This is a genomic window from Caballeronia sp. dw_19, assembly GCF_018449515.1.
Lineage (GTDB): Bacteria > Pseudomonadota > Gammaproteobacteria > Burkholderiales > Burkholderiaceae > Caballeronia.
The window spans coordinates 19,689-46,668 of record NZ_JAAVUQ010000038.1 but is presented as its reverse complement, the minus strand read 5'-3'; the positions used below and the strand labels follow the sequence as shown (position 1 = coordinate 46,668).

Here is a 26,980-nt window from a genome sequence, read left to right as displayed (position 1 = left end):
GTGCCGAGACCGTGTATCACGATATGCCGAGCCGCCCAGCAATCTTGACGAGTTCAGCAAGCGAACCCGCCGCCATCTTGCGCATGACCTGACCTCGATGCATCTGAAGGGTGACTTCGCTGATTCCCAACTGTGAAGCCGCCTGCTTGTTCAACAAGCCGCTCACCACCAGTTGCAGCACTTCCCGCTCGCGCGGAGTGAGCGTAGCGAAACGCCCACGCACATCGCCCATTTCCGCGCGGTGACGGCGAGCGTTCCTATCCTGCTCGAATGCCGTCTCGACCGCTTGCATCAAACTGCTTTGACTGAACGGTTTGGCGAGGAAATCGACCGCCCCGGCCTTGATCGCACGAACGGATGACGGAATGTCTCCGAAACCGGTAATGAATACAACCGGAGGATGGTCGCCCTCGATCAACCTGGCATGCAGGTCGAGCCCATTGGCGCCCGGAAGCTGTACGTCGAGAATGAGGCATGCCGGAATGTCCGCGCGGTCGTACTCGAAATATTCCACGGCGGACGGAAAGGCAATCGATGCGATATTGAGCGACAACAGCAAATCGGACAACGCTTCGCGAATGCGACGATCGTCATCGACCACATAAACAATTTGATCGGGCTGGCTCATTTACCCATGCACCTCAAGGGGAATGAAGAACTCCAATGCGGTGCCATGAGGCTGACGGCTCGACGCCCATAGCTGGCCGCCATGTGCCTCGACAATCGACCTGCAGATCGAAAGCCCCATCCCCATTCCACTCTCCTTGGTCGAAAAAAAAGGTTCGAATATTCTCTCCACGTCTTCGACGCCGCGCCCTCCATCACTGACCTGCACACACGCGCGCTCGTCCAGGCCGGACCACGTCCGAACGGCGATCTGCCGCTGCGACAGGCCCACGCCCTCCATCGCCTCGATTGCATTGTTGATCAGGTTGATGATGATCTGCTGGATTTGTGGTCCATCGGCCCACACGTGCGGCAGAGGATAAAGTAACTCCGACGCGACTGTGATCGATTTGCGAGCCAGGTCGTCCTCAAACAGCCGGAGCACCTCGGAAATGAGCACATTGAGATCAAGCGCGGCCTTCGATGGCGCGGTCTGCCTGAACAGCGCGCGTATTCTGCTCACCACGTCCGCCGCCGAGTTGCCGTCTCTGACCACCCGCTCCGCAGCCTGGCGCGCTCGCTCGAGATTCGGCGGATCGCTTGATAACCAGCTCTGGCACGCATGACCGTTCGTAACGATCGCCGCCAGCGGCTGGTTCACCTCATGAGCAATCGAGGCAGAAAGTTCGGCAACCGTAGCAATTTTCGTCGCGCGAGAAATGCGTGATTGCGCCGTCCTCAAGGCTTCCTCTGCTTTGCGCCGGTCATCGACATCAACGAACAGGCCGTACCACCTTGCAACGTCGCCACGCTCATCGTGAAGAGGCTGGACACGCACCTCGAACCAGCGATATTCCCCGTCGTAGCGGCGCAACCGGTAGGTGGCCTCCATTGGGGCGCCCGCCTCTACGCATCGCCGCCATTCCCCGGCATCTTTCTCCATATCGTCCGGATGGAGGATGGGCCATCCGCGGTCGTAGAGTTGCTGGAAACTCCGGCCTACAAAATCCAGCAGGCGCTTGTTGGCGTATTCCAGCTGACCTTTCCCGTCGTTGACGGTCACCATTCCAGGGATGGTTTCCACCATCAGGCGAAGTTCGCGCTCGTTCGCCTCCAGGGCGGCCTCCACGCGCTTACGTGTATCGATATCCCACGCTAGCCCATAGCATCGAACGACCGTACCCCGTCCGTCATGAAGCGCGTCGGTGCGAGCCTGGTACCAGCGATAGGTGCCGTCATCGCCAAGGAGACGGAACTCATATTCACACGGCTCACCTGTTCGCATCATTTCTTCAAGCGCGTGGCGCTTGAGCGCCACGTCATCCGGATGGACCATGCTATTCCAGTCGAACGGCGCTTCGGCGCCCAGAGCGTCCAGATAGGGGCCTTGCTGATTCAGATAATCGAGTTCTCCACCGGCGCGCTCACTCCACACGAAGCCGGGGAGCATTTGAAGTATCAAGCTCAATTTTTCATTGCTGGCCACCAGCGCCTCGCGAGCCGCATTCTGCCGGCTGAGGTCCCGGACGAAGACCGTTCCTGATCTGCGTCGCCCTTCATGGGCCGGCGTAAAGCCAAACTCGACGAGAAAACGAGTGCCGTCACGCCGAACCGCGGACACCTGCAACGCGGCAGACGGCTCCAGATGCGCCTTGGGAATAATTGACCAGACAGGTTCGCCCAGCAACTCGGCACGACTAAAGTCAAACAGGCTTTCTATTGCCGAGTTGGCTTCGGTTATCCGTCCGAGCGTGTCGACCGACAGGATGCCGATCGGGGCGCTGTCCAGTAGATGTCGCAGACGCTCGTCGGGTTTTGTGCGTCGCAAAATGACGTGCAAGCACAAGCCGGCGACGCCCGAAACGAGCAAGCCGAATACAAAGGCTGCGCAAGACATGAAGCCCGGTGACAGATGAGGAAATGGCATCGCAAAGATCGAAGAGGCCCGGTTGCAAGCTATGGCGGCAGCGTGTCGAACACCGCTTCCTGCCATCATCGTTTAGCCATGCAGGTGAGTCGAGCGTTGCGGCCTTGGTGTTTTTACTGACATAGAAACATGTGATAGCGAGGGGTACGCAGGGTGGCTATTATCGGCATGAACCCGTCAGGAGACGCCCGGCAAAGCCTCAGCGATGCACGCGGGATAAATTGCACCGCAACAAACAGGCATGCCGGTTATCGGGATCAATAAAGAGGCGCTTGCGCGAACTGCGAGGCGACCCAATTCACCGTGAGACAAAGGAAGAATATGTCGGTAGATCGTCGTCACTTCTTGAAAGCCGTCGGCAGCTCGCTCGCCGTTCCCCTCGCTGCAAGTCTTCCTGTCGCGGTCCGCGCCCAGGCGCCGGTGGAGATTGTCATCTGGCAGTGGATTCCCAAGTTTTCGGATCAAGTCGATCTGTTCAACAAATCACAAAGCCGCATTCGCGTGGTGACCGCACCGGTCACCAATAGTGCGGACCAGTCGCTGAAGCTGCGCAACGCACTCGCCGCCCATAGCGGCGGCCCTGACATTGCGATGCTCGAATATGCCCATTTGCCGGCCCTGAATACAGTCAACGCTTTCCTCGATATCACACAGGACGTCGCCGATGTTCGTGGGCAATTCGTGCCCAGCGCGATCTCGCAGTGCACCGTGAACGGCAAGACGCTCGGGTTGCCGCTCGACGTAGCGCCGATGATCCAGATGTACCGCGCGGACATTCTGGGCGACTGGGGAATCAACGCGCCAACCACCTGGGACGAATTCGCCGCGGCCGCGGAAAAGGTACGGACAAAATCGAGCAACCAGTATCTGACCAACATGTTCCTTACGAGCGCGGGATGGACCACGGGCATGATCTGGCAACGCGGCGCCCGGGGCTTCGAGATCGACGGCGACAAGATCTCGATCAACCTGAATGGCGCACCTTCCAAGTCGTTCTCGGACTACTGGCAACGCTTGATCGATGCCAAGCTCGTGAGCACCGAACCGGATTCGACGGCCGATTTTTTTCAGGCGCTCGATACCGGCCGCTATTTGCAGGTCATGGCCGGCTGCTGGTTCCCTAACTACGCCCGCACCAATGCAAACAAGAGCTTTGGCAAATGGCGCGTCGCCAAGATGCCGCACCTCTCGGCACAGAACACCCTGAGTACCGCTTTCGGCGGATCGATGTTTGGCGTGTTTTCAGGAACGAAGCATCCGAAGGAGTCGCTCGAAGTCATCAGGTACATGATGTCCAACCGAGCCCCCACCGAACTCTATGTCCGCGAACAATTTCTCACACCATCCACTCGCAAACTGATCAGCGACCCCGGCATCCGCGAGATCGAGCAGCCCATGTGCGGCAATCAAAAGGTCAATGAAGTGAACTTCGCGGCCATCGGCGAGATGACCGTACCTTACAGGTTTTCTCCATTCGAAGACTACGTCCAGCAGGTGATGAATGATGAATTGCCACAGGCCGCGAAAGGCGCGCGCACCCTGTCGAAAGCGTTCGACCGGATTCAGGACCGGGTTGTAGCGTATGCGAAGGATCAGGGCTTCACCGTTCGAGCTTAGCGGGCGAAACACGCGATTCCGCCTTGCCCTGACATCACGCGGAATCGGCTCTTCGGATGACATCCTGCCGGGCTGTGACTGCATCGTTTCACGACCCGGCAGACCCAGGTAGCCAGATGCAAGGAGCGGTCATTGATGAACACAGGTGTTCAAAAGCATATGGCACACGAAGCATCAGCGCGTCGCCACTTTATCAAGGCACGCTTCGATAAGCTGAGGCTTGCCCCTTACCTGTTCGCACTTCCATTCTTGTTGTTCTTTCTTTGCTTCATTATTTTTCCCGCACTCTACGCGGGGTACCTGAGTCTCTTCAAGACGGGCATCGTCGGCGGTCAGCATTTCGTCGGCCTGGAGAATTACGTCCGCGCGCTGAACGATTCACGTTTCTGGGAGGGGGTGCTCAACGTTTTGCACTTCGGCGTCTGGATGGTACCGATCCTGATAGGGGCTGCACTGCTGTCTGCGCTGATCCTCGACAGCGATATGGTTCATGGAGCGTCTATCTTTCGAGTGGGTATTTTCATTCCCTACGCTATTCCGGGCGTCATAGCGACCTTGGTTTGGGGATACCTCTATGGTCCCAATTACGGATTGATCACACAGCTATGCCAGATGGTCGGTATTCGGCCGCCTGACCTCCTCAGCAGCGGCAACATTGTTACGTCCATAGCCAATATCTCGGTGTGGCAATACCTTGGCTACAACTTCATCATCTTTCACGCGGCACTTCAGGCTGTTCCAGAGGACCTGATGGAGGCTGCCGCACTCGACGGGGCGAACCGGTGGACCGCCGCCCTATACATCAAATTACCGCTCATCCGTGACGCCGTCATCACGGCACTTCTGTTTTCGATCATCGGCACCGTGCAACTGTTCAACGAGCCGTTCCTGTTGCAGCCCGAGGCGCGCGATGTCATCACCAGCAATTTCACGCCGAACATTTTCTCGTACTCCCTGGCGTTCCGTAGTCAACAGTACAACTACGCAGGTGCCGTCTCCTTTCTGATTGCGCTCATAACCGGTCTTTTGTCTTACCTGTTCCTCTGGCTGAGCAGCCGCAAAAAAGGAAAATCGCAATGACAATGGCTGGCTACCAAACGGCAAGCTTTTACCGCTACCGGCGCCTGAACACGCTGCTGATGTCGGGCGTGCTGGTGTATTCGATTTTCCCCATCGTCTATCTCCTGATCGCCTCGACGAAAAACGCTCGCGAGTTGTACACGACCTTCGGCCTCTCGTTCGGCGAATTTCATCTGCTGCAGAACTTGCGGGGCCTGGCTGCATACGACGGTGGCATCTATTTTCGATGGCTAGCCAACACGCTCCTCTATTCAACCGTGTGCGCGTCGGGCGCTACCTTGCTTTGCGCCATGGCGGCTTATGCCTTTGCCAAGTTCAAGTTTCCCGGCCGTGATGCACTTTACAACCTGATCCTCGGCGCTCTGATGGTGCCGCAGACGGTGCTCGCGATCCCAATCTTTCTGATGCTGGCGAAGGTAGGCATGGTTGATACGCCCTGGGCGGTCATCCTTCCGATGATGCTCTACGTCCCCGGGGTTTTCCTGATGCGCGTCTACATCGAGCAAAGCGTGCCGACCGAGTTGCTTGAGGCCGCGCGTATTGACGGCGCGAGCGAATTCGTGATTTTTTCGAGGATTGCCCTTCGGCTCATGGCGCCCGGCCTGATTACCGTCTTCCTGTTGTCGTTCGTACAGACCTGGAACAACTACTTCCTGCCGCTCGTCGTGCTGAACTCGACACAGTACCTGCCGATCACGGTCGGGCTTTCGAACTGGTACTCCATCGCACACAACGCCAGTGGCGGCGAGACGCTCTTTACCATCATCCTGACCGGCGCGACGATCAGCGTCCTGCCAACCATCCTTGTCTTCGTCTTCATGCAGCGGTATTGGCAGCGGGGACTAACCGCGGGCGCCGTGAAATGACCGCCGTGTATCGACCTATATCGCTTCTCAATCACCGAAACAGGACATTGCAACACCATGACGCCATCCACCTACAAGCTTTCGTTTCAGCTGTATTCCACTCGAAACTTTCCACCGCAAGACGATGTGCTTGAAGGACTGGCTGCGATGGGCTACGACGCGGTCGAACCCTGGCTGCCAGACTTCGCCACCGACGCCAAAGGGTTCCGCAAACGCATCGACAATGCAGGGCTCGAGTGCCTTGGTTTTCATATGCCGTTGAAGGGCCTCATCGAAGAGCCGATGAGGTATATCGACATCGCGCACACCCTGGGGGATTCACCGCTGATGATCCCGCCTTACGTCATGCCGGAAGAGCGCCCCTTCGACGCGGACGGGTGGCGCCGAATCGGCGAGCAACTCGCAAAAGGCGCCGAACTGGCGCAGGCCAACAACCTCCGCGTTGCCTGGCACAACCACGACTTCGAATATCGGCCCCTCGACGATGGCTCCCGGCCGATCGATTTGATGCTCGAAGCGGCCGGAGAAAATGTCGGTTTTGAAATCGATTTTGCGTGGGTGACACGAGCATGGGCCGATCCTTACGCAGAGCTAAAGAAATATGCCCCCCGGATTCTCGCGATTCAATTGAAAGACACCGCCCCTCCGGGTACGTCCGGCGAGGGAGGCTGGACGCCCCCCGGCGACGGCATTGTGGACTGGGATGCACTCTGGCCTCTGTTCGCCACCACGCCCGCCGATCATCTCGTCGTCGAGCACGACAACCCGGCTGACTGGCGCCGCGTCGCGCAGCGCGCACACGATTTTGTCGTCTCGAAAGGTGCGAAACGCAATGACTAACGGACGCACGAAAATCGGCATCATCGGCTGCGGGGACGTGCTCGACATGTATATGTCGTCGTCTCTCGCGTTTCCAACAATCGAGGTTGCAGCGCTCGTAGACAACGATCCCGTCAACCTCAAAGCCCGCTCCGATCAGTTCGGAATCCCAGGCATGAACCTGGACACCTTGCTGGGCAGAGACGACGTCGAGTTCCTGGTCAACCTGACACCACCCGCGGCGCACGCTGAAATATCTGAACGGGCCTTCGCAGCGGGAAAACATGTCTACAGCGAAAAGCCGCTCGGCGTTACGCTCGAAGAAGCAAAGCGTATCGTCGATTCCGCTCGAAAGCACGGCTGCAAGCTGGCAGGCGCGCCAGACACACTGCTAGGCGCCGCGCACCGGAAGTGCCGGCAACTCTTGGGCGATGGGGCCATCGGCGAGATCGTTTCTGCATCCGCCGTCTTTATGACGCACGGCATGGAGCACTGGCATCCCGCGCCGAAAAACTATTTCCAGCCGGGCGGCGGCCCCGTCTTCGATATTGGCCCCTACTACATCGCTGCGCTCGTCTGCATGCTCGGCCCACTACGATCAGTCAGTGCAATCTCGTCCACGGGCTTCGCAGAACGTACCGTCACGGCGCACGGGCGGAATCATGGTCAGGTGATACAGGTCGGGACCCCGACGACTTACCATGCGCTGCTCGAATTTAGCTCCGGCGTAACGGCGAGTCTCTCGATGAGCTGGGATGTGTGGCACCACGGTCGCGGCGCGCCCATCGAGATCTACGGCACGGAAGGAACGCTCGTGGTTCCCGATCCGAATATGTTCGGCGGCACAGCTATTGTTCGCGACAGGAACGGACACGAGACTCCGTTTGATTCATCACAGTCTCTACTAGGCGCGCCTCACTGGAAAGTGAAAGACAAGTACAAGCTGGACCGCGAGATCGTCCTCACAAACTATCGGATGGCCGGGGCAGCGGATCTGGTAGACGCCGTGCGCACGGATCGTGAGCCCTTCACGTCGCCCACGCTGGTTCTGCACGTGCTGGATGCCATGGAGAGCATCCTGGTCTCCGCCCGGGAACAACATCCGGTGACGCTCTCGACGGCAGACGTATCCCTCCCGCGGATGCCATCGGAAGAGGACATCGCCCGGATCGTCGGAAATTAGTGTTCGCAGGCGCGTGGCAGCCACGCACTTGTGAGCATCGAAAACTCGATGCAATTTTTTTCGCGCGATGACAGTCGTCGCGCCCTTCACCGCGCCCTTCACCGTTGAGGCAAGCATGAGCGCCTACCTGTTTCGCAATGTCATCGTCTGGGACGGCATCCGGGATGTCCCGTTCGACGGCGAAGTGCTCGTCGAAGGAAATCGAATCGCTGCGGTCGCCGAGGGGCAAGGAAAGATCGAGCCCGCGCGTGCCGCGCATGTCGTCGACGGCGGCGGCCGATTCATGATGCCGGGCATGATCGACGGTCACTGTCATCTGAGTTTTGTGGGTCCTGCACGCAATCAGGATCTCGGTGAGATACCCCCGGAAGAGCACCTGCTCGGTACATGCAGAAATGCGACGCTGCTTCTCGAACACGGCTTTACCTCCTGTTTTTCGGCCGCGTCCGCGAAGCTGCGGCTCGACGTGGTCGTCCGGCAGGAAATTGCTGATGGTTTTCTCGCGGGGCCCCGATATCGGGCAGCCGGACCGGAAATTACCGTCACGGGCGGCCTGGGTGACGAGCGCAAGCAACATATCCACGCCGAGAGCTTCGGTCTCGTTGCAGATGGCGAAGACGAGATTCGCAAGGCCGTGCGACTGTGCTGTCGCGAGGGTGTCGACAACATCAAATTTTGCGTTTCGGGTGATGAGTTTGTCAGTCATGCCCGCGCGGAAGTGGTTTCAATGACGGAGGCAGAACTGCGCGCCGGTGTCGAGATTGCGCACGACTGGGGAAAGTTGGTTGCGTGCCACAGTCGCGCGGCCGAATCGGTTAAACGGGCGGTGCGGGCAGGCGTCGATTGCATTTACCACTGTGACTTCGCGGACGAGGAAGCCCTCGACATGCTCGAGAGTGTGAAAGACCGGGTGTTCGTCGGGCCGGCCGTCGGCCTGCTGCACAACGCGCTGTATGAGGGGGAGCGCGTCGGACTTTCGCGAGAAGCAGCAGAACGGATGCAGTTGCCACGCAAGATGGAGCACACGGTCGCGACTTACAAGGAAATGCGCCGGCGCGGTATTCGCGTCGTGATCGGTGGCGACTACGGGTTCACCTTGACTCCGATGGGCCAGAACGCGCGAGATATCGGCCACCTGATCAACCTTTTCGGCTATACCCCCGCAGAGGCTCTAAGAAGCGCGACAGCGGTGGGCGGCGAGCTGATGGGCTACGGTGGTGAACTCGGCGTTCTGCGGGCGGGGGCATTGGCTGACATCCTGCTGGTCGATGGAAACCCTTTCAATGATCCGTCGGTGCTCGTCGGGACCGAGCGTCTGTCGATGATCATGAAGGACGGGATCGTGCATGCACCGTCGCGTTCCTCGTCGCGTCCCTCGTCGAGCGCCCTTCTCTTCTCCGTGCCTGACCGGTGATAGTCGAAGCCTCTCCAGACCCGCTGAACATCCGCGCACATGTCGCCGGCTTCGACGCGTTCCTGGAAGACTACCGTGTCGCCAGCGAGCTGACCCGGCGAACGCGGCGGTCCCTGATCGACGTTTCTTATGGCGCAGCCGATAGCGAGCGCATGGATCTCTTTTTCCCGTCCGGCCCGGGCCCTCATCCTATTCATATGTTCGTACACGGGGGCTATTGGCGAGCATTCTCACGCAAAGACTATTCGTTTGTCGCCGACAGCATTTTGGACGCAGGCGCCATTGCGGCAATCGTCGACTACTCGCACCTTCCGATGAACCGCATGGGCCGGCTGGTTGGGCAGGTGCGCGATGCCGCGCGCTGGCTTGTCACTCATGCCGAGCGTCTCGGCGCCTCGCCCGACCGGCTCAGCGCAAGCGGACACTCGGCGGGCGCACATCTGGCAAGTTATCTCGTCTCCCACGGCCCGCTAGATGACGTCAAATGGCCGGTGCAAATACAGTCGCTATTGCTCGTTTCAGGTCTATACGATCTGCGCTGCGTCGCAAGCAGTTTTCTCCAGCCTGAACTCCGCCTGACGCAAGATGAACTCTTTGGCTGGTCTCCCCTCAATGCCAATTTCGAACCTGCCAAAATGCCCCTGCTGGTAGTTGGCGAGCATGAGACAGCACCCTTTCACGATCAGGCCCGCCAACTCGATCCGGATCGGTATCTGTCTATCCGCGACGAAAATCACATGTCGATCGTGCGTACGTTGGGAACCCCCGGAACGCCCATGGCCAACCTGCTGACCGCTTGCATTCAGGGCTGCGAGACGGGCGGCTGATACTTCGATTCATTGAACGTGTGCCTCGCGCCGAGATAACGGACTTGTAGAGGTTTGCACGTTCCATAATCGACCACCGAGAAATATTGTTCGATGGAAACGACATGTGTTTTCGCCGCCGGGGAGTTTTTCTGTGGCCGCTGTTTGAGTATCCTTGCGCTCGACAAATGCTATCTCCAGGGCCGCGTAACGCGTGGCCTAAGCGTCGGCGGTGCCTGGCGACGGACATACTTGTACCTTCTCCTGACGTTCAGGGTCATCGAGCACAGCACGGCGCTGTGTCATTTTTATCGACAGCTTGTAGCCCAAGCCCCGGATACGCGGCGTACCGGGCACACGGAGACTCGTGAATGACGATGTTCCAAGCGGTTGGCGTTCTGCTAACCCTTATCGCAATCTTCGGTTTGATAAACCAGAGATTCCTGAAACTCCCCGATACGCTTGGTATTACCGCGGTCGGTCTTCTAGTCAGTCTCTGCTTCCTCGTCGCAAGCTACGGGAACCCCGATTTCGTTTCGAAGGCAAGACGACTGGTAGGTAACATTGACTTTTCGGACGTGGTCTTCCACGGTCTGCTCAGTTTCCTTCTGTTCGCGAGCGCCCTTCACGTCGACTTATCGAAGATGCGCACAGTGAAGCTGCCTGTCTTCCTGCTCGCCACCGCCGGCGTCCTCATTTCCACGGTCGCAGTAGGTACAGGGTTTCATCTGCTTACCTTTACTCTTGGGCATCCCGTTGGCTGGTTATGGAGCCTTGTCTTCGGCGCTCTCATCTCACCGACTGACCCAATTGCAGTCGTGAGCGTTCTCAAGAACGCCGGTGCGCCCGAGAGCCTCAAGATAAAAATAGCGGGTGAGTCTCTATTCAATGACGGGACCGGTGTTGTTGCGTTCGTCACACTTGTTGGTCTGGCGACAGGGGCAACGGAATTCTCGGCTACGCACGCCGCAACCACTCTCGTTCGTGAGGTAGGAGGTGCCGCAATTGTAGGGTTGGTCCTTGGTTACGGTGGCTTTCGAATGCTGCGCGCCCTCGAGAGTTACGCGGTCCAGATCGTGGTGACCCTTGCGCTCGCGACCGCGGGATACAGCCTGTCTGAATTTTTGCATGTTTCCGCGCCACTAGCGATGGTAGTCATGGGTCTTGTAGTTGGAAATCAAAACTCCAAACGTGCCATGTCGGCGCGGACACGTGAACATCTGTTTGGTTTCTGGGGTCTCCTCGATGAATTATTGAACCTCGTCCTGTTTGCACTTATCGGGCTACAGGTCATTGCAGTTTCGTTCGAGATTAAAGTCTTCTGGGTAGCTCTTGCCACAATCCCTATCGTATTGGTGGCACGTGCCATCAGCGTGGCAATACCGCTAGCAACGCTGCGCAGCTTCCGCGAAGTCAATCCCCATTCAGTGAAAATCATGACTTGGGGTGGCCTGCGCGGAGGTATCTCTATTGCATTGGCTCTATCGCTTCCAGAATTTCCCGGGCGAGAAATGCTTATAGGTGTCACCTACCTGGTAGTCGTTTTCAGCCTACTCGTACAGGCCACTACTCTCGGTTCGCTGGTTAGGCACCTCACGGGATGCAGCGGGACATCGGCAAAGCGCGAAACGACGGCTAGCGGTACGAGTTCGCGACCGCGAAACGTCTGAAACGGCATGATGAACCTGGCAATCCCTCCGCATCCACTCTCCGGTATATACGTCCGTATATGGGTGGTGAAGTATCTGTTAATCGTTTCCCCCTGGATACGGCCGTATGCGCTTCAGTCTGCCTGGCACCTATGTTATACGGTCGTATATCGAAGACACCCTATGGAAGCATCACTACACCCAACCGTAGAATAGCTTCCCCCCCTCGCTCCATCTACGCTTCAGTCATTGCGGCCCATGCGCTCCGGATGACCAGGTGATATATCCCGCACACCGTTCACCGTCCCCTGTGCAGAATCGCGATCGGCTTGCCTTCCCCTGCTGGCCGCTTCTCCTGACCATTTTCCTTTAACGCATCACCGTCTAAAAGGAATTCTCCGTGTCACACGTTCTGCATAGCTGGTTATTCATGGGCTGTAACGCCTATATCGCGTGTACCTTCGTTTCCTCGCTCAACAAGAGCGTCTACCGGCGAACCATGGCCTTTTCCAAAGTCTGCCGTCAATAGCCGCTGTGGCTTTTTCTCATGGTGTTCGATAACCGCTTCGACTATTACCTGATGAGAGGAAGTGATGTTAAAAAATGAACCCTGCAATGCTTGCGAGGAGCCTCTTTTGGAAACAGCCTCGGTGCACACTCCTGCCAGCCTCCAGCCTGCGTGCCCTCCACGGTCATACACGGCCGGCCCTGGCCGAGTCGGTCATCGTCGTCCGGCTTTCGGCGGTGCGCTGCCGGCTGGTACGGACCCGTGGGTACGCACGCTGTCTGCGCTCCTGCACTTCGCCGCCGTTCCGGAAGAGTTCCGTGAGGAACTCGCATGTCTCCAATTGAAACATCTGTCGGCGAGACAGCCGGCATACGACCCCAACGCCCGGAGTTTTACCGTAAACGTCCTCGAATACCTGGCTAACAATCTCGTGGTCGTCTCCTGGCACGACCCAACGCTTTGCAACTATGAAGAGCAGGTTTGGTCCCCTGCTCTTGCACGCCACTCTGGTCAGTGCGCGCTGTCGGGAGAACACATTAGCAGAGGTGATTCGGTATACAAGCCCAGGACCCGGGGCCTGGTCCAGCCCCTCAATGGCGACGCGATGATTCGAGCGTCCGCACTTCGGAAGGTAGGCGACGGGTGAGCGAGCGTAACGACTCGCTGTCCCGGGGTGTGGCCAACTCCCGGGACAGAGAAGCAGCGACTGGCCCGTTTTGCGGTGCCATGGGCTAGCCGGCCTTCCTTCCGGCTAGCATGCGTCCGTTGGAATGGGAACCGTCGAACGCCATGGCATTATCCGGCGCGCCCGACGAACCCGTAAGTCGATACCGACACTCGAGTTACGACTCTCGCCTGATGTCGTGCGGGGGTCAATCTGGCAAATGCGATCGTTCCGTGCAATGAGAAAACTTATTTCACCCACCGGACGCGCATGCTTTTCTTCTGTGGCAGCCGCATTTAGTTCAGCCTCAGAGGCTGCCAGCCGCCGGAGGTTTTCTTATGTTCTCCACCGCGCGATGCGATAGAGCCTTCAGGGAACGACGCACAAAGAATTGTCAGCTTTTAGTGGCCAATGCGTTTCCAAACGACGGGTTTATCTCAAGGCGTGCGAGCAGCATACTTGCGCAGCCATGGCACGCGTAGCCATGCTGCGCCCCTTTTGGGGCCGCGGCACACCCATCTGGAACGGAACAACGATGCTGACAAGACAGGCGCTTGACTCGGGCGCCTACCTGGAGAAGTTCCGGTCACTACCGAACCTCTGGACGTCGGAGCGAATCGAAGCCTCGCTCGCCGAGACTTTGAAGGAGCAGCCGGCATGCGTGAACAATGACGTGTGGATTTTCGCGTACGGCTCGCTCATGTGGAATCCGATGGTGGATTTCGATCGCAGGGACGTGGCGACTCTGCACGAGTGGCATCGCAGTTTCTGCCTGTCGATGACCATCGGTAGAGGCAGCCCGGAGACGCCGGGAAGGATGCTTGCGCTCGAGGCCGGCGGACACACAACGGGCCTCGCATTGAGGCTCACGCCCAACACCATGCGCGAGGACCTCAAGGCAGTCTGGATTCGCGAGATGGTGCTCGGCTCTTATCGTCCGACCTGGGCGTCGGTCACACTCGAATGCGGCATCCACACTCACGCCATCGCCTTCGTCGCGAATACGGCAGGCGAGCAGTACAGGACGGATTCATGCATCAGCGCCGTCGCGCCCCTGATTGCCGCTGCGACCGGGCAAATCGGCAGTAATGCCGAGTATGTCTTCAGACTGTATGACTCGCTTTCGCAGTGCGGGCTGCATGACAGATATATCGAAGCACTAGCCGGCGAACTCAAACGCTTCCATCAGCACCCGCGTCACGATTCCCAGGGTGCGCCCAATGCCACGGCGTGAGTCGCGGCTTGCAGTCCAAGTGAGTAACCATGGATAAACTTCAGGCAATGCACGTGTTCACTCGCGTGGTCGACAGCAATAGCTTCTCCGGCGCCGCCGACGGTCTCGACATGACACGCTCCTCGGTGACGACCATCGTCCAGAACCTTGAGGCTTATCTGAAGGTTCGCCTGCTCAACCGCACGACCCGGCGTATCAGCCTCACGCCGGACGGCGCCGCCTACTACGATCGCTGCTCTCGCATTCTTGCGGACGTTGAAGACTCCGAAAACTCATTTTCCAGTATCGGCGCGCCGAGAGGAAAGCTCAAAGTGGAACTGCCGGGGTCGCTCGGCAGGCTGATGGTCGTACCCGCAATCAGCGAGTTCCACGCGCGATACCCTGACATCGACCTGATGCTGGGCGTTGGTGACAAGGCGGTCGACCTTGTACAGGACGGTGTCGACTGTGCGATCCGCATGGGTCCACTGCAGGATTCGACGCTGGTCGCACGCCGCGTCGGCGTGTCGGAGTTCGTTACAGTCGCAAGCCCGTCCTATCTGGCACAGCATGGTGCGCCTCTCGCACTCAATGACCTTAAAGACCATTGCGCGGTGAACTATTTCTCGAGCCGCAACGGCCGGATAGTTGAGATGGACTTCGTGGTGGACGGCAAACCAGTTGAAATCAGAATGCGCTCAAAGCTCGCTGCAAACGATGGGGATGCCTACCTCCAATGCGGCCTGCAAGGGCACGGATTGATCCAGGTCCCGCACTTTCTCGCGCTGCCGCATCTTGCGTCAGGCGCACTGATCGAGGTTCTGCCAAAGTGGCGCCGGCAGCCTTTTCCAGTCTCCGCGGTGTACCCCGCAAACCGCCATCTTTCGCCGCAGGTGCGCGTCTTCGTCGAGTGGATTGCTGAGCTCTTCGAACGATGCCAGTTGCTGCGCAAGGGCGTGACCCCGTCCGGCGACCTTCAGCTACCGGTCAGCGTTTTGCACTCGATTGGGGGCACGTCGCCTACCGGACCAACAAGGCTTTCTGATGTCCATGCCCGAGACATGGTCACGAGCGCCTTCGAATAAGAATCCCCCCGGACAATTCGATATGATCGAATTGTCTTGTCGAACCCACTTGATTTATCTTCGCGGTGCTTAAGTGGACGATGCCAACATCGAAAACAGATTAATTTTTCCTGTTGGCGCGTACGCGCTAAGGTACTGCAATGAAAGCGACACTGGACATCTCAGACGTTAGGATTACTTGACATATGGAAGACGATGAGCCATGTTAGTCGGCTAGCCGAGCGTGTATATCACGCCGCAGCTATGGCACTCGACGACGATCGAGGGCGCCACCATAACGCCGCCGGCCGCCTTCGCGCGCTCGCCGGGCACGAACTCCAGGCCCGACGCGTGATCCTGACCCGCGATAGACACATCGATCGAGCCGCAGACGAAGCACTCTTCGTGATCGATGAGTTTGGGCGTTGTGGCGAAGCCGCCCGCAGCCTTGCCAAATGCCAATAAAGAATGTTCCATGATGAATTTGTTCCGGTCGTGGTGAGCCCGGCGGGTGCCGCTACGCAGGATTCAACGGGTACGCGGCAGCTTTGACGCTGTATCGACAGTGACTATTGCCGAGCGCGCTTGTCGTCTTGCCGGGTCACTCCGATGCCGTTGCTGTTTCAGCGCGGCTATTTTCGCGCGCGGGAAACCGGAGTAATGACGCTCGCGCCTGGTAAGAGAGCCAACAATCCGACTTCCTTCGGTTACGAGGTGCTGCTGCCGTTCCGCGCGGAAACTGCCGGGGCGGGTGTGAGTGTTGCGCCCTGCTGTGACGATTGCTCTTCCTGCAGAAACTTCGTTACCTGGGTTTTGGACGCATGGTCAACGAAACTCGGACCGCCGACAAGGGTAACGAGGAAACCGACTACGATCAATGCAATAGCCATTCTTTTCTCCATGAAGATATCCAGAACCTCCGGCCACTCGCAGCGGCAAGAATCAACGCGAACGATGCGCGAGCAAATCGCGAAACCATTTGAATCTCCAGATTGACGAATGAGTGCGTGGTCATGGCATGACCTTCAGTTGGCTTCTGGAGGCAACTCGCCTCCAGACAACACAAGCTTAATCACCCTGCCTCATCGGATAAAGATCAGTTTAACGAATTGATTTCTCTTTGCCGTCGAACAATCATGGCGCTTGACCGGCAGCAGTGCGCAGCGCTGACTGCGGAGTTATGGCGTGGGAATTGAGGGGTGCGGGCTCGCGTGCGGCTTTATACAGTCACCGAGGTGGCACAAACCGCTGGCATGGGCCATACAAGACGTCGAGTCTGATAGCTGCAGTGGCAGGCATGGCTCACGGCGCAAGGTGTATGAGCGCAACCGTTCCAGATCATGTACCCATCAACCGCGTTATCGCCCGCTCAGGTTCACCTGGCGGGCGATCAGGATCAAAAGCCATTTGTCGGATTACAAAAAAACTGCTGGTCCTGTGACTAGCTCAGGCACTCGTTGCGGCCTCAACACCCTTTTCATCCCGCTCGAAACCATCGCCCTGCGTGCGGGTCCGGCTAAGGAACGCGAACGTCGCGAAAGCAGAAAGCAGCGTGATGACGATCAGCACGTGAAGCAGTCCCACGAACGCGTCGGCATAGCTCAGCGAGAGCGCATGACGACTGACTTCCGGAAGCGCGGCAGCAGCGGCCGCGATGTCGCCGTTGGTCAGCCGCTGCGCAGCTTCGGCCACCCGTGCGCTCAATTCCGGCCCACCTTCTGGCACCCGATGCGCGAGGCTCGTATTGGCGAGCGCAGCAAGGATTGCGGTGCCAATCGCGAGTCCCGTGCCTTCTCCGGCGACGCGGGTCGTGCCGAAGATGCCGGAGGCCATGCCTGCCCGGTCATTCGGTACCACACTTACGGACAGGCCATCCATCAGGCCCCACGGCATACCCGTGCCAATACCGATAATGAGCATCGGCATTAGCAGTGCTGTCTTCGATGCGCTGAAGTCAACCAGGCTCAGCCAGTAAAGACCTGCCGCGGCAATCAGGAAACCGAGGCCAGACAGCACACCCGGGGAGGCCCAGCGCGTGAGCGATGCGACTGCAATCGGGACAACCAGCATGGGTGCCGAGAGTGCAATCATCAACAGGCCCGAATCCATTTCGCTCATACCTTCAGCGCCGATGAGCCGCAGCGGCAGCATGACCACCAGCAAGATATAGCTGTAGCAGGTGCCGAGCGGCAGGATCTGCACACCGATGAAGCGCACGTATTTGAAGAGGCTCAGGTCGAGCATCGGGCGTCGGGCACGGGTCTCCACCATGATGAAAGCCACCAGCGTCACCACGGAAGCCGCGAGCAAGCCGACAATCAGCGGGCTGCCCCAGCCGCTCTCCGGCGCCTGGATGATGGCGGTCGTGAAGAGCACGAGCGTCGCGCTGAAAGTGATGGTGCCCGGGTAGTCGAGTCCCGCAGCGTTCGGATCGCGCGACTCGCGCATGCGCGGCACGCCGAACATGAAGGCAACCGCCGCGATCGCACCCGTCGTGATGAAGAGAGAGCGCCACCCGAAGTATTCAATCAGCGTCCCGGCCATGAGCGGACCAAATGCAAGTCCAATCCCGAAGCTCGTGCCAAGCATGCTGAACGCTCGGGTTCGCGCATGCCCGTCGAACTCCTGGGCTAATGCCGCAGAGCCGGCCGCGAGCGACGCTGCGGACACAATCCCTTGTATGGCGCGCAGGATGTCGAGCCAGAAAACCGAAGGGGCAAGGCTGATTGCAAACGAGCTGACGATGAAGCCGCCCAGTCCAATGACGAAGAGACGCTTGCGCCCGAACTGATCGGCCAGTGCGCCGGCTGCCATCAACAGACTGCCAAAGCTGAGCATGTAGGCATTCGTGACCCAGGTCAGGGACGCCGGGCTTCCGCCCAAATCGCGCCCAATGGCGGGGGTCGCCACCGCACCGCCAGATAATGCAAGCGGCAACAGGACCGCAGCGAGGCACACGGTGAGCAGAATCAGCAGCTTGTCGCGACGTGAGGCGACGTGTGAGGTTGCAGGGTTCATTGAGAGCCGTATCTGAAGATGGGTACGCGAAACGCCATTGGACGTTCATGCAAGGCGAGATAGCGGCGCCATTGTGCGATGCATTGCTCTTCAGATAAACCGCGCTGTCGTGGCCAGACCGTCTCCGTCAGGCTGACAATCAGGTGGAGCTTCTGCGGCCGGAAACCTGCTGCTCCACGACGACAAACCTCACTGATGTTTCGGCTTCTGCTCGAAGGTACGCTTCACGTCGTCGGCAAGATCGTTCAGCACGACGCGCGTTCTGGACGCCATCTTCTGGCCAGAAGGAATGAGCGCGTGAACCGGCGGACCATCGACGTCGGCATCAGGAAGGAGGTGTCGCAACCGTCCCGCCTCCACGTGTGGCTGCGCTATCCGGTCAAGGAGTTGTGAAATACCCATTCCGTTGACCAGAGCATCAATGAGCACCTCCCCGTCTTCCAGCACGATGGCCGCGTCAGGAGCGATGTGCCGCACATAACCGCCGTCGTTCAACATCCACGGATTCAGACGCCCCGACGACCCCCGGAAGATGATGGCGTCGTGGTCATCCAGGTCCGCTACAGACTTCAACTCTCCGCGTTCCGCAATATAGCCGGGTGAAGCGTAGAGACCAAAGCGCGTGTCGCACAGCTTGCGCACGACCATATCGCTGGTCGCTGACAGCTCTCCGACGCGGACCACGATGTCCCAGCCGTCTGCAACAGGGTCGGACATGCGGTCGCTGAACGCGAGGTCGAGCGTCAGCTTGGGGTACCGGCGGCGCAGCGCATGCAAAGCCGGAAAGAAGAGTCTTCCAAACGAGGCGGGCAGGTTGAGCCTCACGCGCCCGGCTATTTCATCCTTGCTCGCGGCAATCTCCTGCTCCGCTTCGCGAAGGCTGCGCAAGGCGACCTGCGTCGCACGCAGATAGGTTTCTCCGTCCGCGGTGAGCCTGACGGCGCGGGTCGTTCGTTGGAAGAGCCGTGTCGCAAGACGTTCTTCAAGACGCTGGATATTCTTGCCAACGCTCGACTTACTGATGCCCAGAAGTTCAGCCGCTCCCGTAAAGCTTCCAGTGCGCACCACCGCCTCAAATGAAGATATTTCGGCTACCGAGACATCGGCACGCTGGACCATTGTCTTCTCCTTGTTGATGTTGCCCGCGAAGGAGACAGCGGGGCACGCGTAGTTTAAAGCCTTACGCAGACCGGTAAAAGCGAGCGTTGGAGAATTGATTGTCCGTCGCCGCCGGACAATTCCCTGCTCAGCGTTTGGTGGTTCAAGTGTATGGAGCGCACTCCTTTGTCAGATGGAGACGAAAAATCAATTCGACTTTAGTGCATTTATCTAAGGGGAGCCGACAGATACATTGCAGCCACTTTGATCTTTACGATCTTTACGTATGGGCATGAAGCTAACGCCTCCAGCCCATACCCCTCCCCTGACTACTCCGGAGTACCTCTGATGTCCGAAACCATGAAGCGCTGGGAAATCCCCGCCTACGGCGTTGACAAGCTCGCGCTGAATACAGTCGCACGCCCTACCCCCAAGGCTGGAGAAATCCTCGTCGAGGTCGAAGCGGTTTCGCTGAATTATCGTGATCTGGTGGTCGCCGCAGATGGCATGGGCTCGGACCTCAACTTTCCGTTTACCCCGGCCTCCGACATGACGGGCCGCGTTGTTGCACTCGGCGAAGGTGTCACGCGTTTCTCGGTGGGCGACAAGGTCATCTCGACCTATATCGCGAATTGGGTCGATGGCGCGCCGTTGTCGTGGGCGGATTCGCCCACGCAAGGCGGCCCGATTCCAGGCATGCTGGCCGAGTATGTTGCGACGCCTGCCGAGTGGTGCGTACTCGCTCCGAAGTCGATGACCCCGGAAGAGGCAAGCACCCTACCGGTAGCAGCACTGACCGCCTGGATGGCGCTTATCGAGGAAGGTAATCTGCACGCGGGTCAGACGGTCGTCGTTCAGGGAACAGGTGGGGTGTCACTCTTTGCGATCCAGATTGCCGCGGCGAACGGCGCACGCGTCATCGTGACGACTACCAGCGACAGCAAGATTGCACGCGCCAAGGAACTGGGTGCAACGCACGGCATCAACCGCAATACGCATCCTGACTGGCAAAACGAAGTACGCCGGCTGACAGACGGTCGCGGAGCCGAGCATATCCTTGAGATGGCTGGCGGCGATAATCTCGGCCTTTCGCTTCAGGCTGTGGCTCCCGGCGGCCGCATCTCGATCATTGGCCTGCTGGAGTCGGATTCGGTGACCTTGCCCATCATGCCGATGCTTGGCAGCCGTGTTTCGATTGTTGCGATTGCAGTGGGTCCACGTCGTGTACTCGAAGATTTGATCCGCGCAGTCGATGTACGCGGGCTCAAGCCAGTCATCGACGCGTCGTACTCGTTCTCCGAAGTCAAGGAAGCCTTCGCTCACCTGAAGCGCGGCGCCTTCGGCAAGATCGTCGTGAAGGTCCGCGAAGCGTGCATGAATTGAAAACGGCGCGGCGCGGGGAGAACCCTGCGCCGCGCCGTTCATTGTTGCTCGGAAGCGGCCGGAAGCAGCTTGAAAGCGCATGCAGCCCTACAAGGCCGGCGTTGCCGCCACTGCTGCGTCCTTCCATCCTCCGCCAAGCGCCTTATACAGATTCACTTCGCTGCTCAACTGGTTGAGCCGGTCGCCAATCAGAACCTGCTTTGCGCTGAACAACTGGCGTTGGGCGTCGAGCAACGTCAGGTAATTGTCCACACCTGTGCGGTAGCGTTTCTCCGCGAGTGTGTAGTAGTCCTGGGTAGCATCGACAAGGCGCATTTGCGCTTGCAACTGCTCGCCGAATGTCCCGCGTGCGGCAAGTCCGTCCGCGACTTCGCGGAACGCCGTCTGGATCGAACGCTCGTAGCGCGCCACGTTTATGTCCTTCTGGATTCGCGCGTAGTCCAGGCTCGCCTGCAAGCTGCCCGCCGTGAACAGTGGCAAATTGATATGCGGCTGGAACAACCAGGTGCCCGACCCTGCGTCGAACAGGCCGGAAAGCTGGTTGCTCGCCGTGCCCGCCGACGCGGTCAGGCTGATGCTCGGAAAGAACGCGGCCCGCGCCGCGCCAATGTTCGCATTCGCCGACAAAAGCTGATGCTCGGCCGCCAGGATGTCCGGGCGGCTTTGCAGCAGTTCCGACGGCACGCCGGCGGGAAAGGCCGCGATCATCGGCTGATCGAGATCCAGACCGGCCGGCAAATCGGCCGGCAGGGAACTCGTGCCGAGCAACGGCAACAGCGCATTCCGGTCTTGCGCGACCTGCCGCGTGTAGCGTGCCAGACTGGCGCGAGCGGTCTCGACGCTGGTTTGCGACTGGCGCACATCGATCCGCGACGCCACGCCTTCCTCATAACTGCGCTGGGTCAGGCGATACGTGTGCGCGTAGGCGTCGAGCGTGTCGCGCGTCAGTTGCAAGAGTGCTTCGTCGGCGCGCAGGGTCAGATAAGCATCGGCCACGCTTGCGACCAGCGCAATTCGCGCACTGCGCATGGCTTCCTGGCTGCCGAAGTAGTTTTCCAGCGTGGCCGTGCTCAGGCTGCGCACACGGCCGAACAGGTCCAGTTCCCATGCCGTGGTGCCAAGCGATACGCCATAGTTGCTGCTAATCGCGCGCTGTCCGGCGGGCGACACGCTTGCCGGCGCGCTCTGGCGCGAACCGGAGGCCCCCGCGTCGACCTCGGGGAACAAATCCGCGCGCTGAATGCGGTACTGCGCGCGGTAAGCGTCGACGTTGAGCGCGGCCACGCGAAGATCGCGGTTGTTGGCAAGCGCGGTTTCGATCAGCCGGCGCAAGCGCGGATCGGCGAAGAACTCGCGCCAGCCAAGGTCGGCGGCCGGCAGCGTCTGGATACTGACACTGGCCGAGTCGTACGCCGCACCCTGCGGATAAGCGGCATCGACGGGAGCCGCCGGACGCTCGTACCGGGGAATCAGGCTGCAACCGGCGAGCGCCAGGAAGCACGCCGAAGCGGCTACGCTAATAACGTGTTTTTTCATTGGAGCGCTTCCGATTTGATGGGGCTTTCGCCGGCGCTCGGCTTGCGCTTGAACAGCGAACCGACCGCCACGAAGAACAGAGGCACCCAGAAAATAGCGAGGACCGTGGCGGTCACCATGCCACCGATCACACCCGTGCCGATCGCATGCTGGCTGCCGGCGCCCGCGCCGGTGGAGATCGCGAGCGGCACCACGCCGAGCACGAACGCGAGCGAGGTCATCACGATCGGACGCAGCCGCATGCGGCACGCCTCGACCGCGGAGTCCACAAGACCCTTGCCCTGGTCGTGCAATTCCTTCGCGAACTCAACAATCAAAATGGCGTTCTTCGCCGACAAACCGATGGTCGTGAGCAGTCCCACCTGGAAGAACACATCGTTCGACAGGCCGCGCGACAGCGTCGCGATCAGCGCGCCAATCACGCCCAGCGGCACGACCAGCATGACCGAGAACGGAATCGACCAGCTCTCGTAAAGCGCGGCGAGACAGAGGAACACCACCAGCAACGAGAGCGCATAAAGCGCGGGCGCTTGCGAGCCGGACAAACGCTCTTCGTACGACAAGCCGGTCCACGCGTAGCCAATACCGGTCGGCATTTCCTTCATGATTTCTTCGACGGCTTTCATGGCGTCGCCCGAACTGCGGCCCACTGCCGCTTCGCCGAGCACTTCCACCGCCGGCACGCCGTTAAAGCGCTGAAGCTTCGGCGAACCATAGCCCCAACGGCCGGTGGCGAACGCCGAGAACGGCACCATCGCGCCCTTCTCGTTGCGCACGAACCATTTGTCGATGTCGTCCGGATTCATCCGCGAATCGGGCTGGCCCTGCAAATAGACGCGCTTCACGCGGCCACGGTCAATAAAGTCATTGACGTAGCTCGAACCCCACGCAATCGACACCGTGTTGTTGATATCCGCCAGCGAAACGCCGAGCGCGCGCGCTTTTTCGTCATCGATGTCGAGCAGGTATTGCGGCTGATCGTTAAGACCGTTCGGACGCACGCGCTGCAGCACCGGATTCTTCGACGCCAGCATCAGGAACTTGTCGCGAGCGTTCATGAGCGCAACGTGGCCGAGGCCGGCACGATCCTGCAAATACAAATCGAAGCCGGTCGCATTGCCGAGTTCCTGCACGGCGGGCGGCGCGAATGCAAACGCCATGGAATCGCGGAACGCCCCGAACTTGGCCTGAGCGCGCGCGGTGAGATCGAACACGCTGCTGTGGGCGCCGGTGCGTTCGGCCCACGGCTTCATCAGGATAAAGGCAAGACCCGAATTCTGACCGCGTCCGGCAAAGTTGAAGCCGTTCACCGTGAAGAGCGAATCGACCACGTCGCCCTCTTCTTTCAGCAAGTAGTCGCGCATCTGGTCGAGCACCTTCTGCGTGCGCTCGGCGGTTGCGCCCGGCGGCGTTTGCACTTGGGCGTACAACACGCCCTGATCTTCTTCCGGCAGAAACGAAGTCGGGATGCGCGTGAACAGGAAGGCCATCAGCGCGACAATCGCAACGTACAGCACGAGAAAGCGCACGCGACGCTGCAAGATGCCCTTCACACCGCGCTCATAGCTCCGCGTGGTCGAGTTGAACTTGCGGTTGAACCAGCCGAAAAAGCCGCGCTTATGCTCGCCGTGCTCGCCCTTGTCGATCGGCTTGAGCATGGTCGCGCACAGCGCCGGCGTGAGCACGAGTGCGACGAGGACCGAGAGCACCATCGAAGAGACAATGGTGATCGAGAATTGGCGATAGATCACGCCCGTGGAGCCGCCGAAGAACGCCATGGGCAGGAACACCGCCGACAGCACCATGGCAATGCCCACCAGCGCGCCCTGAATTTGCCCCATCGACTTCAATGCCGCCTGGCGTGGCGAAAGCCCTTCCTCCGCCATCACGCGCTCGACGTTTTCCACCACCACAATGGCGTCATCGACCAGCAAGCCGATTGCCAGCACCATGCCGAACATGGTCAGCGTGTTGATCGAGTAACCGAACGCCGCGAGCACGCCGAACGTGCCGAGCAACACCACCGGCACGGCGATGGTCGGGATCAGCGTCGCGCGAATATTCTGCAGGAACAGGTACATCACGAGGAACACCAGGACGACCGCTTCCAGCAGCGTCTTGATCACTTCGTGAATGGAACCCGCGATCACCGGCGTGGTGTCGTACGGGTACACCACCTTCATGCCAGCCGGAAAGAACGGCTGCAATTCGTCGAGCGTCGCGCGGATCGCCTTGACCGTTTGCAGCGCGTTGGCGCCGCTTGCCAGACGCACCGCAATGCCCGATGCCGGCTGGCCGTTGTACTGTGCATTGATGTTGTAGTCCTGCCCGCCGAGCCCCACACGAGCGACGTCTTTCAGGCGCACTTGCGAGCCGTCCGGATTCACCTTCAGCAGCACGTTGCCGAACTGCTCGCTCGTTTGCAGGCGCGTCTTGCCGATCACTGAAGCGTTGAGCTGCTGTCCGCTGACAGCAGGCAGACCGCCGAGCTGGCCGGACGCAATCTGAACGTTCTGCGCCTTGATGGCGTTGCTCACGTCGATGGGCGTCAGCTGATAGCTTTGCAGCCTGGCCGGATCCATCCAGACGCGCATGGCGTACTGCGATCCGAACACCTGGAAATCGCCTACGCCGTAAGTGCGCGAAAGCGGGTCCTGAATGTTCGACACAATGTAGTTCGCCAGATCCTCGCGCGCGACTTTCGGATCCGTTGACACCAGGCCCACGATCACGAGGAAGTTGCGAACCGACTTCGTCACGCGGATGCCCTGCTGCTGCACCTCTTGCGGCAAAAGCGGCGCGGCAAGCGCCAGCTTGTTCTGAACCTGAACCTGCGCGGTATCCGGATTGGTGCCTTGCTCGAACGTCGCGGTAATGGTCATGCTGCCGTCGGAGTTGCTTTCCGACGAGATATAACGCAAGCGGTCGAGACCATTGAGCTGTTGCTCGATCACTTGCACGACCGTGTCCTGCACCGTCTCAGCCGACGCGCCCGGGTAATTGACCGAAATCGCGATGGTCGGCGGCGCGATGGCCGGATACTGGTTGATCGGCAGCGAGCGGATCGCCAGCACGCCCGCCAGCATGATGACCAGCGCGATCACCCAGGCAAAAATGGGACGGTTGATGAAAAATTTTGACATGAAGAATCCTTATCCCCGATCTGGCCGGTCAGCGCGCCATCACGATTTGGTGACGGACGCGGCGTCGCTTGCCGACGGGGTAACCGCGGTTGCCGGGCTTGCTGCCGGAACCGGATTGACCTTGGCGCCCGGACGGACGAACTGCAAGCCATCGACAATGATCCGGTCGCCGGCGTTCAGGCCCGACGTGACCAGCCATTTGTCGCCAATCGCGCGATCAGTCGTCAGCGAACGCATCTCGACTTCGTCTTTCTCATTGACCACGAGCGCGGTGGGCTGCCCCTTCAGGTCGCGCGTCACGCCGACTTGGGGCGCCAGAATCGCGTTGGATTTCACGCCTTCGCTCAAACGCGCATGCACGAACATGCCCGGCAGCAGTACATGGTTCGGGTTAGGGAACACGGCGCGCAGCGTGACCGAGCCCGTGCTCTGGTCAACCGACACTTCGGAGAATTCAAGCCGGCCCGCGACGGGGTACACACTGCCGTCTTCCAGTTTCAGGGTGACCCTGGCGGCGTTGTTACCCGCGTTTTCGAGCTTGCCCGCGGCGAGTTCCGCGCGCAGGCGCAGCAGCGTAGCCGAAGGCTGGGTGACATCCACATAGATCGGGTCGATCTGCTGCACGGTCGCAAACGCCGTGGACTGGCCGTTGACCGCGAGCGCGCCCTCGGTCACGTTCGAGCGTCCCACACGGCCGGAGATCGGCGCGAGCACCTTGGTATAGCGCAGGTTGATCTCGGCGCGCTCCATGGCCGCTTGCGCCTGTAGCCAGGAAGCCCTGGCTTCGGCGGCGGCCTGCTTGCTGACCGCTTCGTCGGCAACCAGCTTGCCGTAGCGTTGCGCAAGCAGCTTGCTCGATTCCAGCGTGGCTTGCGCGCTTTTGTAGGTGGCGTCGTAGGTTGCCGGGTCGATCTGATACAACTGCTGCCCCTGCTTGACCTCGCTGCCTTCCTTGAACAGGCGCTGCTGGATGATTCCATCGACCTGCGGCCGGACTTCAGCCGAGCGGAACGCCGCGGTACGGCCCGGCAGCACGGATTCGATGACGACCGGCTCGGACGCCACGGTGACGACGCTGACTTGCTGCGGCGGCGCTGCCTTCGCGGCTTGTTCTTGTTTGCCGCATCCGGCGAGCGTGACGAGGGCAATTCCCAACATGCCCGGAATCAAAGCACGCGTGCTACGCGATCGTTGCATTGCGATTTCCTAGATGATTGAAAGACTGCGGGATACGTCCAGCACCCGGACCGTCCACAAGGGAGCTCGCGCGGGTCGTCCGACGCGTTAGACAGGGGCGCCGGCAGCAGGCACGCCTGCCGTTCGGCTTGGGTCACTGATTGAGCACGGACTACCGCATGGGACGAAACCAGAATGAATTTCAGGGGA

The 26,980-nt window shown here is 59.6% G+C and carries 21 protein-coding genes; 12 read left to right on the top strand and 9 right to left on the bottom strand.

Annotation, left to right across the window (positions count from 1 at the left end):
- Window positions 1-16 precede the first annotated feature (16 nt).
- Both HB376_RS33015 and HB376_RS33010 read right to left on the bottom strand, forming a co-directional pair.
- Complete coding sequence (locus HB376_RS33015) at window positions 17-628, bottom strand: response regulator (protein WP_213767858.1); 612 nt, start codon at window positions 626-628, stop codon at window positions 17-19.
- On the bottom strand, window positions 629-2,602 hold the full coding sequence (locus tag HB376_RS33010) for a PAS domain S-box protein (RefSeq protein ID WP_213767857.1): 1,974 nt from the start codon (window positions 2,600-2,602) through the stop codon (window positions 629-631).
- Window positions 2,603-2,854: 252 nt separating this feature from the next.
- Here HB376_RS33010 and HB376_RS33005 point away from each other — a divergent pair, with 252 nt between their 5' ends.
- From HB376_RS33005 to HB376_RS32955, 11 genes are all read left to right on the top strand, one after another.
- Entirely contained in the window at window positions 2,855-4,150 is a 1,296-nt protein-coding gene (locus HB376_RS33005; RefSeq protein ID WP_213767856.1) for an extracellular solute-binding protein, read from the top strand.
- 135 nt (window positions 4,151-4,285) lie between these two features.
- Window positions 4,286-5,230, top strand: a complete 945-nt coding sequence (locus HB376_RS33000; RefSeq protein WP_213767855.1) for a sugar ABC transporter permease — start codon at window positions 4,286-4,288, stop codon at window positions 5,228-5,230.
- Window positions 5,227-6,096 carry a carbohydrate ABC transporter permease gene (locus HB376_RS32995; RefSeq protein ID WP_213767854.1) on the top strand — a complete coding sequence of 290 codons (870 nt, stop codon included), beginning with the start codon at window positions 5,227-5,229 and terminating at the stop codon, window positions 6,094-6,096. The genes HB376_RS33000 and HB376_RS32995 overlap by 4 nt, the downstream gene beginning before the upstream one ends.
- Before the next feature lie 57 nt (window positions 6,097-6,153).
- Complete coding sequence (locus HB376_RS32990) at window positions 6,154-6,936, top strand: sugar phosphate isomerase/epimerase (protein WP_213767853.1); 783 nt, start codon at window positions 6,154-6,156, stop codon at window positions 6,934-6,936.
- Window positions 6,929-8,098, top strand: a complete 1,170-nt coding sequence (locus HB376_RS32985; protein ID WP_213767852.1) for a Gfo/Idh/MocA family oxidoreductase — start codon at window positions 6,929-6,931, stop codon at window positions 8,096-8,098. The genes HB376_RS32990 and HB376_RS32985 overlap by 8 nt, the downstream gene beginning before the upstream one ends.
- Window positions 8,099-8,213: 115 nt before the next feature.
- Window positions 8,214-9,512 (top strand): amidohydrolase family protein, encoded by a 1,299-nt coding sequence (locus tag HB376_RS32980; RefSeq protein ID WP_213767851.1) that lies wholly within the window; start codon window positions 8,214-8,216, stop codon window positions 9,510-9,512.
- Window positions 9,509-10,339, top strand: a complete 831-nt coding sequence (locus HB376_RS32975; protein WP_213767850.1) for an alpha/beta hydrolase — start codon at window positions 9,509-9,511, stop codon at window positions 10,337-10,339. Before HB376_RS32980 ends, HB376_RS32975 begins: the two co-directional genes overlap by 4 nt.
- Before the next feature lie 350 nt (window positions 10,340-10,689).
- Entirely contained in the window at window positions 10,690-11,988 is a 1,299-nt protein-coding gene (locus tag HB376_RS32970) for a sodium:proton antiporter (RefSeq protein WP_213767849.1), read from the top strand.
- A gap of 572 nt (window positions 11,989-12,560) precedes the next feature.
- Window positions 12,561-13,121, top strand: a complete 561-nt coding sequence (locus HB376_RS32965; protein ID WP_213767848.1) for a DUF3331 domain-containing protein — start codon at window positions 12,561-12,563, stop codon at window positions 13,119-13,121.
- Between the two features lie 553 nt (window positions 13,122-13,674).
- Complete coding sequence (locus HB376_RS32960) at window positions 13,675-14,373, top strand: gamma-glutamylcyclotransferase (RefSeq protein WP_213767847.1); 699 nt, start codon at window positions 13,675-13,677, stop codon at window positions 14,371-14,373.
- 29 nt (window positions 14,374-14,402) lie between these two features.
- A complete protein-coding gene (locus tag HB376_RS32955) occupies window positions 14,403-15,437 on the top strand; it encodes a LysR family transcriptional regulator (RefSeq protein ID WP_213767846.1) in 1,035 nt (344 codons plus the stop codon).
- A gap of 213 nt (window positions 15,438-15,650) precedes the next feature.
- Here the strand turns inward: HB376_RS32955 and HB376_RS32950 are convergent, their stop codons facing one another.
- From HB376_RS32950 to HB376_RS32935, 4 genes are all read right to left on the bottom strand, one after another.
- Window positions 15,651-15,893, bottom strand: coding sequence for a hypothetical protein (locus tag HB376_RS32950; protein ID WP_213767845.1), 243 nt, complete (start codon window positions 15,891-15,893; stop codon window positions 15,651-15,653).
- A 230-nt stretch (window positions 15,894-16,123) separates the two neighbouring features.
- Window positions 16,124-16,306, bottom strand: a complete 183-nt coding sequence (locus tag HB376_RS32945; protein WP_213767844.1) for a hypothetical protein — start codon at window positions 16,304-16,306, stop codon at window positions 16,124-16,126.
- Between the two features lie 556 nt (window positions 16,307-16,862).
- Window positions 16,863-18,434: an MFS transporter gene (locus HB376_RS32940; protein ID WP_213767843.1), complete on the bottom strand. Its 1,572-nt coding sequence runs from the start codon at window positions 18,432-18,434 to the stop codon at window positions 16,863-16,865.
- 189 nt (window positions 18,435-18,623) lie between these two features.
- Complete coding sequence (locus HB376_RS32935) at window positions 18,624-19,553, bottom strand: LysR family transcriptional regulator (RefSeq protein WP_213767842.1); 930 nt, start codon at window positions 19,551-19,553, stop codon at window positions 18,624-18,626.
- 327 nt (window positions 19,554-19,880) lie between these two features.
- Here HB376_RS32935 and HB376_RS32930 point away from each other — a divergent pair, with 327 nt between their 5' ends.
- Complete coding sequence (locus tag HB376_RS32930) at window positions 19,881-20,915, top strand: NAD(P)-dependent alcohol dehydrogenase (protein ID WP_213767841.1); 1,035 nt, start codon at window positions 19,881-19,883, stop codon at window positions 20,913-20,915.
- A gap of 87 nt (window positions 20,916-21,002) precedes the next feature.
- On the opposite strand, the gene adeC is transcribed toward HB376_RS32930, so the two are convergent.
- From adeC to HB376_RS32915, 3 genes are read right to left on the bottom strand one after another with little or no spacing between them, the layout of a single operon-like run.
- Window positions 21,003-22,451 carry an AdeC/AdeK/OprM family multidrug efflux complex outer membrane factor gene (gene adeC / locus HB376_RS32925; RefSeq protein WP_213767840.1) on the bottom strand — a complete coding sequence of 483 codons (1,449 nt, stop codon included), beginning with the start codon at window positions 22,449-22,451 and terminating at the stop codon, window positions 21,003-21,005.
- Window positions 22,448-25,594, bottom strand: coding sequence for an efflux RND transporter permease subunit (locus tag HB376_RS32920; RefSeq protein ID WP_213767839.1), 3,147 nt, complete (start codon window positions 25,592-25,594; stop codon window positions 22,448-22,450). The genes adeC and HB376_RS32920 overlap by 4 nt, the downstream gene beginning before the upstream one ends.
- Window positions 25,595-25,633: 39 nt before the next feature.
- A complete protein-coding gene (locus HB376_RS32915; protein WP_213767838.1) occupies window positions 25,634-26,791 on the bottom strand; it encodes an efflux RND transporter periplasmic adaptor subunit in 1,158 nt (385 codons plus the stop codon).
- Between the last annotated feature and the right edge of the window lie 189 nt (window positions 26,792-26,980).